This window comes from Spirillospora sp. NPDC052242 (assembly GCF_040679555.1).
Lineage (GTDB): Bacteria > Actinomycetota > Actinomycetes > Streptosporangiales > Streptosporangiaceae > Spirillospora.
Genome location: NZ_JBFAUZ010000002.1, coordinates 165,560 through 179,698, shown reverse-complemented (window position 1 = coordinate 179,698; position 14,139 = coordinate 165,560). Strand labels below are relative to the sequence as shown.

The following is a 14,139-nucleotide window of genomic DNA, read 5'->3' as shown; positions in this document are numbered from 1 at the left end:
CGCTCCGGTCGCCTTGCTCCGCGCGCCGGACGGTCCTCGCGCCCGGATGCAAGGCACCGTGGCCCGATGGGCCATCGCCGAGGCGCTGCGGTCGTCCGGCGCGTACACACGCGGATGCAGGCCGGCGCGTACACGGGACTGCAGGCCGGCGCGTACAAGCACACGCGGCTGCGGGCCGGTGCAGGACGTGGGCAGGAGCAGTCGGTCAGGCGCGGGGGTCAGCAGCGGGGGTTCCAGGGGGTCGCCCCCCTGGGCTAGCGGGGTCAGGCGCGCGCCCAGGCTACCCAGTTGCCTTCGGGGGTGCGGCGGGTGTCGACGATCTCCCAGCCGGAGGGCGCGCCGCCGGGCCAGGAGTCGGCGGCGGGGACGTCGCGGGGCCAGGCGAGGACGATCATGTCGGCGTCCTGCGGCGGCGGGGTCCAGCGGGAGTCGAAGAGGGTCCCGTCGCTCCACCAGGCCCAGTAGTAGTGCGAGAGCCGCATGGTCCAGGGGACGTTCCAGTCGACGGCGATCGTGTCCCGGCCGCGCAGGTCGACGCTGCCGCGCAGGTCGGTCTCGGCGGTCTGCTCCGCGACGAGCGGACGGGCGATGCGGTCGACCGCCGTGATCGTCATCGCGAGCGCGACGGCGGCGAGCAGGGCGGCGAGGACGGGTGCGCCGTGCCGGGGCAGCAGGACGGCGGCGGCCGCGGCGGCCAGGATCCCGAGGCCCGCGAGGGTGGCGTGCCAGAGGTGGAAGGAGTCCCAGTCCCAGGTGAGGAACGACGTCTCGGGGAAGTCGTAGATCGTGAACGTGTACTCGCCGAGCAGGTCGCCCGCGTACCACTGGACGACGCCCGCGGCGGCGACCGTCAGGGCGGCGGCCGCCGCGACCGCGGCCGCGAGGGTCCGGCGGGGGACGCGCAGCAGGACGGCGACGCCCGCCATGAACAGGACCGGGGTCACGCACGCCAGGTAGCGCCCGTACACGTAGTTGCCGATGCGGTACTCGACGGGCAGCGCGGCGGACGTCGCGAGGGCGATGCCCGCGACGGTCGCGAGGACGGCGAGGGCGAGCACCCGCAGCGGCACGGCGACGTCCCGGCGCACCACCGCGAACGCGGCGGCGACGAGGCCGATCGCGGCGACGCCGCCGGTCGCGACGGCCTGGTACCAGACCTGCCCGGTCGCGAGCGACGTCATCCAGGCGAAGCCGTCGACGGTGGTGAGCCGCTCGACGAGGTTGCCGCCCAGGTCGTTGTCGCCCGCCGGGTACAGGTGCGGGATGACGACGAGGCGGTTCAGCAGCGCCCCGGCGAGGACCGCGGCGGCGGCGACGGCCCCGGCGAGGATCGTCCCGCGCCACGAGCGGCGGCGCAGCAACGCCCCCGCCAGCAGGACGACCCCGTGGACGACGAGCAGGATCGCGCCCCGGCTGTGCGAGGCGTACGCGAACCCGACGAGCAGCGACCCGCCCGTCCCGTACAGGGCGAGCCGGACGGCCGCGCGGCGGCCCTCCGGGTCACGCGGGGCCGACAGCCAGGCGTGCGCGAGCAGCAGCCAGCCGGCGACGACCACCGGCAGGATCGCGTCGGTGAGGACGAACAGCGAGTAGAACAGCACGCCCGGCAGCAGCGCGGTGACGTGCGCGAACAGGTAGGCGGGCCGCGCGGCGACCGACAGCCGGCGCAGCAGCAGGAACGCCAGGGGCAGCATCAACGCGCTGATCAGCGCGTTGATGACGAGCGCGCCCCGGTAGACGGTGACCGGGTCGTCCGCCCAGAACGCCGGGAGCAGCAGCAGCGGGTACCCGGCGCGGTAGACGGTCCCGTACGACATGTCCGCGTCGGGGCCGCCGGTGAGGACGCGCGCGGCGAACAGGTACCCGGACTCGTCGGGCGTCGCGACCGGCAGCGTCTGCCCGGACGCCAGCCACACCCGGATCCCGACCTGGCCGAGCCACCCGAGGACGAACGCGAGGGCCCAGCGGCGCCGCGCGCGGCGCGCCCGCCCGGCGTCCGGCGGGCCCGCGGCCCCGGACGGGCGGCGCGTGACGGTCAGCGCGCCCTCCGCGCTCATGGACGTCCCGCCTCCGGGCCGGGGCCGGGCGGGGGCGCTTCGGCCGGGGAACGGCCGCTCGGGTGAGGAAGGTCCATGGCCGTCCCAGCCTGTCACAGTACGTGCGGGGGTACGTCCCGGGCCCGGAAAACGCTCAGCGAGTTCTCCGGTCGCGGTGAGCGGACGTTCAGGTTCCGCGGGCCCGGCCGCGGCGGGGCGGGCGTCAGCCGGTCGTCTCGGCGTCCGCGTCCTCCGCGCCGTCCGCGGCGGCGGTCGTGGCGGTGGCCGCGGGGGTCTTCGGCTCGGCGGCGAGCTCGGCCTCCCGGCGGCGCTCCTCCTCGACCCGGTGCGCGGCGGCGTCGACGACGCCCGCGGCCTCCGCGGCGGCGTCCGTCATCGGCGGGTGCTGGCGGCGGCGGATGCCGAGGATGCTGATGAACGCGGTCCCGAACAGCGCCTGCAGGCTCATGACCAGCGCGGTCGCGGCCGGGACGACGATGCGCAGCGACTCGCGCGGGTCGAGCTCGCCGAAGTCGTTGACGCGCCAGTGCAGCAGGGACGCGACGAGGCCGGCGAGGCCGGCGACGGCGAGCAGCCCGGCGACCAGCAGGCCGCGTTCGAGGCTCCACCAGTTGATGAGGCGCTTCACCCGCCGGTCGTCCGGCAGGAAGCCCTCCTGCATCGCGTAGACCTTCGTGAGCACCGCGAACACCACGGCCTGGAAGCCGATCACCATGGCGGCGCCCGCGCCGACGAGGGTGTCGACGTCGAACGCGACGTCCCCGACGGTCACCGGACCGGTGGACAGCGCGATCCCGGCGATCAGTCCGAGCGTCATAAAGACGAGACCGGGGATGAGGAAGAGCCAGCGGGGGCTGTAGAGCATGAGGAAGCGCAGATGACGCCAACCGTCGCGCCAGGTGTTGAGATGCGGGGCGCGGGTCCGCCCGTCCGGCGACAGGGTCGTCGGGACCTCGCGGATGTCGTAGCCCTGCAGGGTCGCCTTGACGACCATCTCGCTGGCGAACTCCATGCCGCCGGTCTGCAGGCCGAGCCGCATGATCGACTCCTTGTTGAAGGCGCGCAGCCCGCAGTGGAAGTCGCCGATCTTGCTGCGGAAGAACAGCCGCCCGATGAAGCTCAGCACCGGGTTGCCGAGGTAGCGGTGCAGCGGCGGCATGGCGCCGGGGGCGATGCCGCCCTTGAACCGGTTGCCCATGACGAGGTCGGCGCCGTCGCGCAGCTCGTCCAGGAACGGGCCGAGGGTGGTGAAGTCGTAGGAGTCGTCGGCGTCGCCCATCGCGACGTACCGGCCGCGCGCCGCGGCGATCCCGCCCATGAGCGCGTTGCCGTACCCCTTGTCGGCGACGGGGACGACGCGCGCCCCCGCGTCCCGGGCGAGCTGCTGGCTGCCGTCGGTGCTGCCGTTGTCGGCGATGACGACCTCGCCGTCGATGCCGTTCTCCTCGAGGAAGCCGACCGTCTTGCGGACGCAGGTCTCGATGGTCTCGGCTTCGTTCAGGCACGGCATCACTACGGAGAGTTCCACGTGATCTCCTTCGTTACCCCAGTGACCGTCTGCGGTGCGTTCGACTACCCTCTTGATTTCCCGCGCTCGGCCGTTTCGTTCCTGCATGATGCCTGCCGGGGGCGGGTCATGATGGCGGGTCTCAGGAAGACCACCCGTATCGTGTTGCGCGTTCGCAACCGAACAACCCCCTCCGCCACGGTCGTGGGCGGCAGGCTAGGACGTCAAGCATACGGGCACGACGGCCGGGAAGGGGTGTGTCGGCTGTGACGCGCGCCGGAGACGGCCGTACGACCGGACGGGGTGCCCGACGGCTAAGGGGAGGTACGCCAGTGGCGGGTCGAGCGCCGCGCGACACCGGACGGGACGAGACCGTCCGGGGCGACGAGCACGGCCTCGGGGCGGGCGCGGGCGAGTCCGTGACCGGCGGAAACGGCGCCGGACTGACGGACGGGCGGCGCGCCGCGCCGGGCGTCGCGCGCGGTGCCGCGGGAGCCGGTTCGGGCGGCGACACGCCGAAGGGCGCGACGTCCGTTCTCGAGATGGAGGACGTCCGCGACGACACGCTGGACGAGGCCGCGAAATCGCCGGAGAAAGATGCCGGCACGCCCGCCGAGGATGATTCGGCGCGTCCGAAACAGGGTTTCGGGCTGTGGGCGATGGTCCGGCGGAACCCCACGTTCAGTGTGATCATTGTCATGGGGGCGCTGCTGCGCCTGACGGCGATGGCCGGCTACCGGCCGGTGATGTTCTTCAACGACAGCTTCGACTACCTGCACGTCGCGATGGAGCCGTACCCGCATCCGCTGCGGCCCGACGGCTACGGGTTCCTGCTGATCCTGCTGAAGCCGTTCCACAGCTTCGCGCTCGTGTCGGCCGTCCAGCACCTGATGGGCGTGGCGATGGGCGTGATGATCTACGCCCTGCTGCACCGCCGGTTCGGGCTGCCCGGCTGGGGCGCGGCGCTCGCGGCGGCGCCCGTCCTGCTGGACGCGTACCAGATCCAGCTCGAGCACCTCGTGCTGTCCGACACGATGTTCTCGTTCCTGGTGATGTCGGCGGTGACGCTGCTGCTGTGGCGGGACCGCCCGAGCTGGAAGATCGCGGCGGCGGTCGGGCTGATCGTCGGGTTCTCGTGGCTGACCCGCACGGTCGGGATGCCGGTCCTGATCGGCGTGCTGACGTACATGCTGATCCGGCGCAGCGGCTGGAAGATCATGGCGGTCACGGCGGTGGCCTGCATGCTGCCCGTCCTGTCGTACATGACCTGGTACAAGGTCGAGACGGGCAAGTTCGCGATGACCGAGAGCACCGGGATCTTCCTGTACGCCCGGGTCTACAAGTTCGCCGACTGCCACGAGATCCCGGACCTGCCCGTCCGCCAGTACCCGCTGTGCACCGAGGCGGAGAACCGGCTGCCCAAGTCGCAGGACGGCATCTGGAACCAGGCCTCGCCGCTGAACCGCTACCCCGGCCAGCGGTTCAGCCCCGAGAACAACGAGCTGGCGAACGACTACGCCAAGCGGGCCATCATGGCCCAGCCGCTCGACTACACGAAGGTCGTCCTCGGCGACTTCTTCCGCGTGTTCCAGTGGGACCGGACCGTCTTCCCCGACCAGGCGACCTACGACCAGTACGAGTTCTGGGACGACCGCGACGGCAACTCGCGCCCGCTGCCGAACTGGCGGATGGACGGCGACTCGATCGCCGCCGCCGAGGCCAAGGAGTACGAGAACGGCAACGCCGAGACGCACACGGTCGAGCCGTTCGCCGGAGTGATCCGCGGCTACCAGGACGTCTTCTACCTGCGGGGCACGATGGTCGGCGGCATCCTGCTGATCGGCCTCGCGGGGCTGATCCCGCTGTGGCGGCGCCTCGGCGGCCGCGCGTTCCTGCCGTGGACGCTCGCGACCGGGCTGCTGCTCGCGCCCGCCGCGACCGCCGAGTTCGACTACCGGTACGTCCTGCCCGCCGTGCCGCTCGCCGCCCTCGCCGCCGGGATGGCGTTCACCCCGGAGGTGCGCCGGGCCGTGCGCGGGTGGAACCCGCGCCGGCGCGGTGCCGCGCCCGAGTCGCCCGTCCCCGACGGCCTGGAGGAGGCGGAGCGGGCCTGAGGCCCCGCGCCGCCCGCGCCGCTACCAGGCGTGGATGCGGCGGAGGTGGTAGACCAGCGCCACGTCCGTGTTGGGGCGGGCCTTGGGGACCTCGGCCATCCGGGGACGTGGCGCCGAGAGCGCCTTGACGTTCTGGCTCTGGCACTCGGGGCAGGCGCGGTCGACGGCCCACGGCGTCGTGCACTGCCGGCCGTCGCGCTCGTAGATCACGAACTCGATGCCGTGCCCGTCGCCGAAGTGGCGGATGTCGATCTGCTCGTCCCAGGTCGCCGAGCAGCACAGGCACTCGAACGTCCACACCTCACGGCTGGACCATGCATCTCGCACGACCTTCACCCCCTCCGGGCGACGATGGTTCACCCTTTCCATGGTGACTCTCGCCGGACGCCCAACACAGGGGCTCAGGCCCGGAAAATCCGATATCGGACCGTTCCTGTGAGTGACGATTACCTGTCGCCCGCGGCACGGGCGCGCACGACCGCGTCGTAGACGACGGCGCGCGGGACGCCGTTCTCCTTCGCGATCTCCGCGACGGCCCGGTTCCGGCGCGTCCCGGCGGCCTCGCGGGCGGCGACGGCGGCGGCCAGGTCGCCGGGGTCGGTGAGCCCGGCGGGTTCGGGGGCTCCCGCGACGACGACGGTGATCTCGCCGCGCACGCCGTCCCGCGCCCAGTCGGCGAGGTCGCCGAGGGGGCCGCGGCGGACCTCCTCGTAGGTCTTGGTCAGCTCCCGGCACAGGGCGGCCGGACGGTCCGCGCCGAAGGCCGCGGCCATCGCGTCGAGGGCCGCCGCGATCCGGTGCGTGGACTCGAAGAACACCATCGTGCGCGGCTCGTCGGCGAGCGCGGCGAACCGCCGGGCCCGCTCGCCGTCCTTGCGCGGCGGGAAGCCCTCGAAGCAGAACCGGTCGGTGGGCAGGCCGGACAGGACGAGCGCGGTGGTGACGGCGGACGGGCCGGGCAGCACGGTCAGCGGGACGTCCGCGGCGACGGCCGCGCGGACCAGCCGGTAGCCGGGGTCGGACACCCCCGGCATCCCCGCGTCGGTGATGACCAGGACGTCCCGTCCGGCGAGGAGCTCGGCGAGCAGTTCGTCCGCGCGGGCCTTCTCGTTCTGGTCGAAGTACGACACGACGCGCCCGCCGACCTCGACGCCGAGGTCGCTCGCGAGGCGGCGCAGCCGCCGGGTGTCCTCGGCGGCGATCACGGGCGTGCCGGCGAGCGCCGCGCGGAGCCGGGCCGAGGCGTCCTCGGGACGTCCGATCGGCGCGGCGGCGAGCAGCAGGGTTCCCGTCACGCGCCCATTGTCCCACCGGCCCGTCCCACCGGCCCCGTCCCACCTGCCCGGGCACGTCCGTCTCGGCCGACCCGATCACGACCGCCCGTACGATGGGCGCCATGGCGACGACGGAACTGCCGCCCGCCCCGGCCCGCGCGGTCGGGCGGCGGCCGCTCTCCCTGCGGGAGTGGCTCGCCCCGGGGATCCCGGGCAGCGCGCCGCTGAGCTGGGTCGGCCCGCTGCTGATCACCGCGTTCGCGGGGATCCTGCGCTTCTACCGGCTGGGCCAGCCCGACGCGATCGTCTTCGACGAGACGTACTACGCCAAGGACGCGCTCGCCCTGCTGGAGTTCGGCTGGGAGCACAACACCGTCGAGAACGCCGACAAGCTGCTCATCGCCGATCCGAACGCCGACATCTGGGCGAACGGCGCCGCGTTCGTCGCGCACCCGCCGTTCGGCAAGTGGATGATCGCGGTCGGCGAGTGGATGTTCGGCGCGACGCCGGTCGGCTGGCGGTTCATGCCCGCGCTGCTCGGCACGCTGTCGGTGCTGATCCTGTGCCGGGTGGCGCGCCGGATGACCGGGTCGACGCTGCTGGGCTGCGCGGCGGGGCTGCTGCTGGCGGTGGACGGCCTGCACTTCGTCACGAGCCGCGCCGCGCTGCTGGACGTCTTCGTGATGTTCTGGATCCTCGCCGGGTTCGCGTGCCTGGTGAACGACCGCGACCGGTCGCGGCGCCTGCTCGCGGAGAGGATGGAGCGCGGGCATCCGTCTCCGTACGGGCCGTTCCTGCTGCACGGGTGGCGGTTCGGCGCGGGGATCTGCCTCGGCCTGGCGGTCGCGGTGAAGTGGACGGGCCTGTTCTACATCGCCGTGTTCGGGATCATGGTCGTGCTGTGGGACTACGGCGCCCGCCGCAAGGCCGGCGTCCGGCGGCCGATGGCGGGGGCGCTGCTGCTGGAGTCGGTGCCGGCGTTCGCGCAGCTCGTCCTGGTCGGCCTGGTGACCTACCTGGCGACGTGGTGGGGGTGGATCTTCCGGCCGGGCGGCTGGGGGCGCGGCGAGGTCGCCGCGAACGTGCTGCTGCGGCCCTTCGAGGCCCTGCCGGACCTGTGGCGCTACCACTCGGAGATCTTCAACTTCCACACCGGGCTGGACGCCGAGCACCCGTACCAGTCGTGGCCGTGGGGCTGGCCGATCCTGAAGCGCCCCGTGGCGTTCTTCTACACCGAGCCGCAGAACGCGTGCGGGGCGGGCGAGCGCTGCTCCCGGGAGATCCTCGGGATCGGGACGCCCGCGCTGTGGTGGGGCGCGCTGGCCGCGCTGGTGGCGCTGGTGTTCGTGTGGCTCATCCTGCGCGACTGGCGGGCCGGGGCGATCATCGCCGGGTTCCTCGCCGGGTGGGTCTCGTGGTTCCCGTCGGCGTTCTCCGACCGGACGATGTTCCTGTTCTACGCGACGCCGCTGGTCCCGTTCATGGTGCTGGCGGTCGTCCTGGTCCTGGGCTACCTGATCGGCCCGGCGAGACCGCCGGGCGTCCCCGCCGGGCCGTATCCCGACGCCGCCCGCGCCGACGAGACGTACCCCGACCACGCGTACGCGGCCGAGGGGCCGGGCGTCGACCTGTACAAGGGCGGCGCGCACGCGTCCGTCCCGGGCGGGCGCCCGCCGGTGACGGGGGCGCGGCGGGTGGTCGGCGCGGCGGCGGCGGGCGCGTTCGTCCTCGTGGTGCTGGCGAACTTCGCGTACTTCTATCCGATCCTGTCAGCCGAGACTCTCCCGTACGACGACTGGCACGCCCGCATCTGGTTCAGCAGCTGGGTCTAGCCCGCGACGGGCTCGGGGACGGCGGGGGCCTGCGCGGGGCGCAGCGTGCGGGCGCCCAGCAGGCAGATCGCGAGGGCGAGCACGCCGCCGACCCCGGCGCCGGCGAACGCGCCGGGGACGCCGGCGAGGTCCTGCCCGAAGCCGGACACCGCCGAGCCGAGCGCGCCGCCCGCGCCGACGGCGGCGACGACCCACGCGAACGCCTCGGTGACGGTGCCGGCCGGCGCGAGCCGGTCGACGAGCGAGAAGCTGCAGGCCAGCACGGGGGCGAGGAACAGGCCGCTGAGGAACGCGAGCGCCGACATGGCGGCCGTCCCGGGCGCGAGGACGAGCGGCGCGTACCCGATCGCGAGCGCGGCGAGCAGCCACGGCAGCCTGCGGTGCGGCTCGCCCGCCCACCGCCGCGCGCCGTAGACGAGCCCGCCGAGCAGGGCGCCGCCCGCCATGCAGGCGAGCAGGACCCCGGAGGCGGCGTCGCTGCCGTTCCGCTCGGCGTAGGCGACGACGGCGACCGCGTAGACGCCGAGCGCGATGCCGGCGCAGGCGAGCGAGACCAGCAGGACGCGGAGCCCGGGCGAGCGCAGCGGGCCCGCCCAGTCGGCGGCGCGGGGCTCGCCCCGCCAGCGGCGCGAGGGGCCGGAGAGCGCGACGACGAGCGTCCCGGCGATGCCGAGCGCGCCCGTCAGGACGAGCGCGGACTCGGTGTTGAACGCGGCCGCCGCGACGACGAGCAGCGGCCCGACGGTGAACAGGATCTCCTGTGCCGCCGCGTCGAGGGCGTAGGCGGCGTCGACCTGCTCCGGGCCGTCCAGGACGTCCGGCCAGAGCGCGCGCAGCCCGGCCTCCAGCGGCGGGGTCGCGAACCCGGCGAGGACGACCGCGGCGATCGACACCGGCAGCGGGTCGGCGCCGACGAGCGCGAGCAGCACGAACCCGACGGCGGACAGGCAGGCGGCGGGCAGCAGCACCCGGCCCTGCCCGTAGCGGTCCATGGCGCGCCCGAGGACGGGCTGGCCCGCGGCGGTCGCGAGCCCGAGGAGGGCCGACAGCGTTCCCGCGAGCGGGTAGCCCCCGTCGTCCGCCCGTACGTGCAGGACCACCGCCAGCATCCCCATGCCGTTCGGCAGCCGTCCCAGCAGCGTTCCCCCGAGCAGCCGCGCCGCGTGGCGCCGCCGCAGGAACAGGACATAGCCGCGCATCAGCGCCCCCGTCAGCCCGTCATACGTAGTACCCGTCGGCGTCATACGTACCATCCCGGAGCCCGATCGCTCTAGTGGGCCGCCGGAAGATGTGTCTCGGCGGCAAGCTCGCGATCGCGCGCCGGGCCGGGCGACGCGCATTCGGCCGGCCGATACCGGCGTCGGCGGCCTGGTTCGAGGATCGCGGGTCTTCTCGGTGCCTTCCAGGCATAAATCCCGGTTCGGAGCACACGCCTCATTTCGCCACAGTGCCTGGCGAGTCCGGCGAATCGCCGCCACGGGCTCCGCCCCTCGGCAATAGTCTGGTCCCCGTTCCGCGCGCGGCGACGAGGGAGGCCCAGTGCCGGCGACCAGCCGTCCCACCAGCAAGGACGTGGCTCAGGAGGCCGGTGTCTCGCAGTCCACCGTCTCGCTCGTGATGGGCGGGAAGTGGACCGGCCGGGTCTCCCCCGCGACCGCGCGCAGCGTGCACGAGGCCGCCGAACGCCTCGGCTACCGGCCGAATCCGGCCGCCCGGAACCTGCGGTTGGGGACGACCCGCACCGTCCTGCTGATGGTGCCGACGCTGACCGCGCCGTTCTTCGGCCCCGTCTACACGGGCGCGGCGCGGGTCGCGACGAGCCACGGGTTCGGTGTCGTGGTGTCGACCTGGCCGGACGAGCGGAACGCGCCGGACGGGCCGTTCGCCGCGCCGCACGAGACGATCGACGGGATCCTGGCGTCGTCGCTGGAGGCCGCCCGGTTCGGCGACGAGGCGCTCGCCGGGTTCGTCGGCACCCCGGCGGTGATGCTCGACAGCGGCCCGCACGGGGACGTCCCGACGGTCGACTTCGGGGTCGCGGACGGCATGCGGGCGGTCGCGCGGCACCTGGCGGCGCTCGGGCACCGCCGGTTCGGGCACGTGGCCGCGGGCGTCGACCAGTGGACGTTCCACGCGCGCGCGCAGGCCCTCGCGGACGTCGTCCGGGACGTGCCGGGGGGCGCGTTGCTGCGGGAGCAGTGCGAGATCGACGTCGCGTCGGCGAAGGCGGCGGCCGGACGGCTGCTGGCGCGGCGAGACCGGCCGAGCGTGCTGGTGTGCGACGACGACCTGATCGCGGCGGGCGCGTACAAGGCGGCGCGGGCGCGGGGGCTGGCGATCCCGGACGAACTGTCGGTGACGGGGTTCGACGACGTGCTGCTCGCGACGGCGTTGGAGCCGGAGCTGACGACCGTCCGGCTGCCCGCGGAGGAGCTGGGCGCGCAGGGCATGGCGGCGCTACTGGAGCTGCTCGGGGGGACACGCCCGGAACCGCGCGTGCTTCCGGGCCGGCTGGTCGTCCGCGGCTCCACTGCCCCTCCTCACCAGGGCTGATATCCAGATACATATTGCTTTTCGTCCAATATCAATATTGGACATGGCGGCCATGCCTTTGATCTTCTCTGCGCATGCGAATTTCGACATTTCGATTCCGGAGGGCGACCGGTGCGGCCGCCCTGTCCCTCGCCGTCCTGGTGGCGGGCGCCGGCTGCGGCGCGGACGCGAGCCCGGCCACCCGCGCCGCGACGCCGCAGAGCGGCGTCTCCGCGGTCGCCTCGTTGCAGCCCGCGCCGTCCCAGGCCGAGGTCGGCAGGCTGCTGCACCGGCTCGAGGCGAAGCGGAACCTGCGCATCGGCGCCTACGCGATCGACCCCGAGACGGGCCGGTTCGTGTCCCACCGCGCCGACGAGCGGTTCCCGTACACGTCCACGTTCAAGGCGATCGTGTGCGGGGGCGTGCTGCAGAAGGCCCGGACGTCCGATCCCGGGCTGATGGAGCGCGTCATCCACTACACCGAGGACGACCTCGTCGACTGGTCGCCCGTCACGGAGAAGCACGTCGGCACGGGGATGACCGTCTCGGCCCTGTGCCACGCGGCCATCACGCAGAGCGACAACACCGCCGGGAACCTGGTGATGAAGCAGCTCGGCGGCCCGGCCGGCCTCACCCGCTTCTTCCGCTCCCTCGGCGACGACGCGAGTCGCGCCGACCGCTGGGAGACCGCGCTGAACGACTGGAAGCCGGGCGAGCGGCGCGACACGACCGTCCCGCGCACGTGGGCCGCGAACCTGCGGGCGCTCACGGTCGGGGACGCGCTCGTCCCGGAGGACCGCGCGCAACTCATCGCGTGGATGAAGGCCAACACGACCGGTGACGAGCGGATCCGCGCCGGGCTCCCCGACCACTGGACGATCGGCGACAAGACCGGCACCGGCGGCACCTACGGCAACGCCAACGACATCGCGGTGGCGTGGCCCGAGCCGGGCCGCGACCCGCTGGTCATGGTCGTCCTGACGACCGCGAAAAAGAAGGACGCCGAGGCCGACGACGACGCGGTCGCCGAGACCGCGGCGATCCTCGCGCGCGGCCTCGGCCAGCGGGTCGGGCGCGGCTAGAGCGCGTTCAGGAACTTCGCCGCGACGGGGGCGGCGGCCTGGGCGCCCTCGCCGCCGCCCTCGACCACCACCGCGAACGCGACGTCCTCGCGGTAGCCGATGAACCAGGCGTGGGCGGGCGGGTTCTCGCCGGAACCGTACTCGGCGGTGCCCGTCTTGCCCGCCGTCCCGGCCGGGAAGTCCACGCCGGACGCCGTGCCCTCGCTGACGACCGCGGGCATCAGCGTGTGCAGGGCCTTCTTCACCGCGGGCTCCAGCTCGTGCGGCTGCTCGGGCTTCTTGCCCCGGGCGTCCAGGGCCTGCGACGCGAGGTCGGCGGCGACCAGGCGGGGCGACCGCCAGGTGCCGTCGGCGGCCGCCGCGGCGACGCTCGCCATGTTGAGGGGGCTGGTCAGCACCTTGCCCTGGCCGAAGGACGCGGACGCGAACGCGGTCTCGTCCGCGTTCTTCGGGAAGGACGCGCGGACGGCCGGCAGCCCGGCGATGATCGGCGCGTTGAAGCCGAACTGCTCGGCGACCTCGGTGAGCCGCTCCTCCCCCAGCTCGTCGACGGCGAGCCGCGCGAACGTCGTGTTGCACGAGTGCGCGAACGCGTCGCGGAACTGGACCGTCCCGAAGTCCTCGTACTGGTAGTTGTGGAACTCGCGGCCGCCGACGTTGGTGGTGGCGGGGCAGCCGACGCGGGAGTCGGCGGACGTCCCGTCCGCGACGAGCGCGGCGGCGGTGACGACCTTGAACGTCGAGCCGGGCGGGTAGGTGCCCATCAGCGCGCGGTTGTAGCCGCCGGGCTTGTTCGCCACGGCGAGGATCTCCCCGGTGGACGGCTTCAGCGCGACCATCGACGCGGGCTTGGACACCCCCGACAGCGCCTCGCTCGCGGACGCCTGCATCGCCGGGTCGATCGTCGTCTTCAGCGGCTCGCCGTCCGCGCCGCCGAACCGCTGCAGCGTCTTGACGACCTTCGCCTCGGCGCCGTCCTGCTTCGCCCCGGCGCCGTCCCGCCCGCCGCCCTCGACGATCTGGACGGCGAGCGCGGGCGTCCCGGCGAGCCGCTTCTCGTACTGCTGCTGCAGGCCGCTCGTCCCGATGGGGTCGCCCTCCTGGTAGGGGGCGCCCATCTCCTTCGCGCCGTCGGCGGTCGCGGCGCCGACCGTCCCGGCGAGCTGCCGCGCCGACCCGGAGTTCGACGTGGTGAGGCTGCTGCCGTCGGCGGCCAGGACGTCGGCGCGCTGCGGGAACGCGCGGGCCGCGCGGAGGCGCTGCCCGTCCTTGAGCTCGGGGTGCAGGAGCTGCGGCGACCAGCGGACGAGCCACTCGCCGTCCTGCTCGGTGAGCGGCAGCGTCCCGGTGTAGGACCAGACGCGGCCGCCGGACAGCGTCAGCTCGGCCTTGTAGGAGCCTCCGGCGGCGCCGTCCTTCGGGTCGCCGACGGACGCGACCGTGTAGCGCTGCTCCGTGACGCCCAGGTCGTCGTGCATCCGGCTGAGCCGTTCGGCGAAGTCGGCGGGGGGCCGGTAGGTGAGCGCCTTCATGGCGGCGTGGTCGCCGCCGCTCCAGGCGGCGAGGAACTCCTCCGCGGCGGCGTCGGGGTCGTCTCCGGACCGGAGCCACCACACCGCACCCGCCCCCGCGAGCACGACCGCGACCGCGACCGCGGCGGCGGTCAACACTCGGGTTCGGTGCATCAGTCACTCTCCCTTCCCTGGCGACGAATGTATGTCGTCGCCGCTCGTGAACGCCC

Annotated in this window: 10 protein-coding genes; 4 read left to right on the top strand and 6 right to left on the bottom strand. The window is 73.8% G+C overall.

Going from position 1 to position 14,139, the window contains the following annotated elements; translation table 11 throughout:
- Positions 1–263: 263 nt before the first annotated feature.
- Positions 264–2,057 (bottom strand): hypothetical protein, encoded by a 1,794-nt coding sequence (locus AB0L25_RS02690; RefSeq protein ID WP_500167898.1) that lies wholly within the window; start codon positions 2,055–2,057, stop codon positions 264–266.
- A gap of 202 nt (positions 2,058–2,259) precedes the next feature.
- Complete coding sequence (locus tag AB0L25_RS02685) at positions 2,260–3,585, bottom strand: glycosyltransferase family 2 protein (protein ID WP_500167897.1); 1,326 nt, start codon at positions 3,583–3,585, stop codon at positions 2,260–2,262.
- Between the two features lie 311 nt (positions 3,586–3,896).
- Between AB0L25_RS02685 and AB0L25_RS02680 the strand changes: the two genes are divergently transcribed.
- On the top strand, positions 3,897–5,678 hold the full coding sequence (locus AB0L25_RS02680; protein WP_500167895.1) for a hypothetical protein: 1,782 nt from the start codon (positions 3,897–3,899) through the stop codon (positions 5,676–5,678).
- 21 nt (positions 5,679–5,699) lie between these two features.
- Here the strand turns inward: AB0L25_RS02680 and AB0L25_RS02675 are convergent, their stop codons facing one another.
- Both AB0L25_RS02675 and rsmI read right to left on the bottom strand, forming a co-directional pair.
- A complete protein-coding gene (locus tag AB0L25_RS02675) occupies positions 5,700–6,038 on the bottom strand; it encodes a hypothetical protein (RefSeq protein ID WP_500167893.1) in 339 nt (112 codons plus the stop codon).
- Between the two features lie 86 nt (positions 6,039–6,124).
- Entirely contained in the window at positions 6,125–6,973 is an 849-nt protein-coding gene (gene rsmI / locus AB0L25_RS02670) for a 16S rRNA (cytidine(1402)-2'-O)-methyltransferase (protein WP_500167892.1), read from the bottom strand.
- Positions 6,974–7,074: 101 nt separating this feature from the next.
- Between rsmI and AB0L25_RS02665 the strand changes: the two genes are divergently transcribed.
- Positions 7,075–8,784, top strand: a complete 1,710-nt coding sequence (locus AB0L25_RS02665; protein WP_500167890.1) for a dolichyl-phosphate-mannose--protein mannosyltransferase — start codon at positions 7,075–7,077, stop codon at positions 8,782–8,784.
- On the opposite strand, the gene AB0L25_RS02660 is transcribed toward AB0L25_RS02665, so the two are convergent.
- Positions 8,781–9,983, bottom strand: coding sequence for an MFS transporter (locus tag AB0L25_RS02660; RefSeq protein WP_500167887.1), 1,203 nt, complete (start codon positions 9,981–9,983; stop codon positions 8,781–8,783). The two genes, AB0L25_RS02665 and AB0L25_RS02660, sit on opposite strands and share 4 nt — an antisense overlap.
- Before the next feature lie 340 nt (positions 9,984–10,323).
- Between AB0L25_RS02660 and AB0L25_RS02655 the strand changes: the two genes are divergently transcribed.
- Together AB0L25_RS02655 and bla are read left to right on the top strand one after the other, a co-directional pair.
- A complete protein-coding gene (locus AB0L25_RS02655; RefSeq protein WP_500167885.1) occupies positions 10,324–11,337 on the top strand; it encodes a LacI family DNA-binding transcriptional regulator in 1,014 nt (337 codons plus the stop codon).
- 74 nt (positions 11,338–11,411) lie between these two features.
- The gene (bla, locus tag AB0L25_RS02650) at positions 11,412–12,398 is read left to right on the top strand and encodes a class A beta-lactamase (RefSeq protein WP_500167883.1); all 987 of its coding nucleotides are present in this window, start codon (positions 11,412–11,414) and stop codon (positions 12,396–12,398) included.
- Here bla and AB0L25_RS02645 read toward each other — a convergent pair.
- Positions 12,395–14,083, bottom strand: coding sequence for a penicillin-binding transpeptidase domain-containing protein (locus AB0L25_RS02645; RefSeq protein ID WP_500167882.1), 1,689 nt, complete (start codon positions 14,081–14,083; stop codon positions 12,395–12,397). The genes bla and AB0L25_RS02645 overlap by 4 nt on opposite strands.
- Positions 14,084–14,139 lie beyond the last annotated feature (56 nt).

Bases quoted from the DNA above. Each gene is read 5' to 3' on its own strand.
- AB0L25_RS02645 (WP_500167882.1), bottom strand. From the start codon at position 14,083: ATGCACCGAACCCGAGTGTTGACCGCCGCCGCGGTCGCGGTCGCGGTC.
- AB0L25_RS02690 (WP_500167898.1), bottom strand. From the start codon at position 2,057: ATGAGCGCGGAGGGCGCGCTGACCGTCACGCGCCGCCCGTCCGGGGCC.
- AB0L25_RS02665 (WP_500167890.1), top strand. From the start codon at position 7,075: ATGGCGACGACGGAACTGCCGCCCGCCCCGGCCCGCGCGGTCGGGCGG.
- AB0L25_RS02660 (WP_500167887.1), bottom strand. From the start codon at position 9,983: ATGCGCGGCTATGTCCTGTTCCTGCGGCGGCGCCACGCGGCGCGGCTG.
- bla (WP_500167883.1), top strand. From the start codon at position 11,412: ATGCGAATTTCGACATTTCGATTCCGGAGGGCGACCGGTGCGGCCGCC.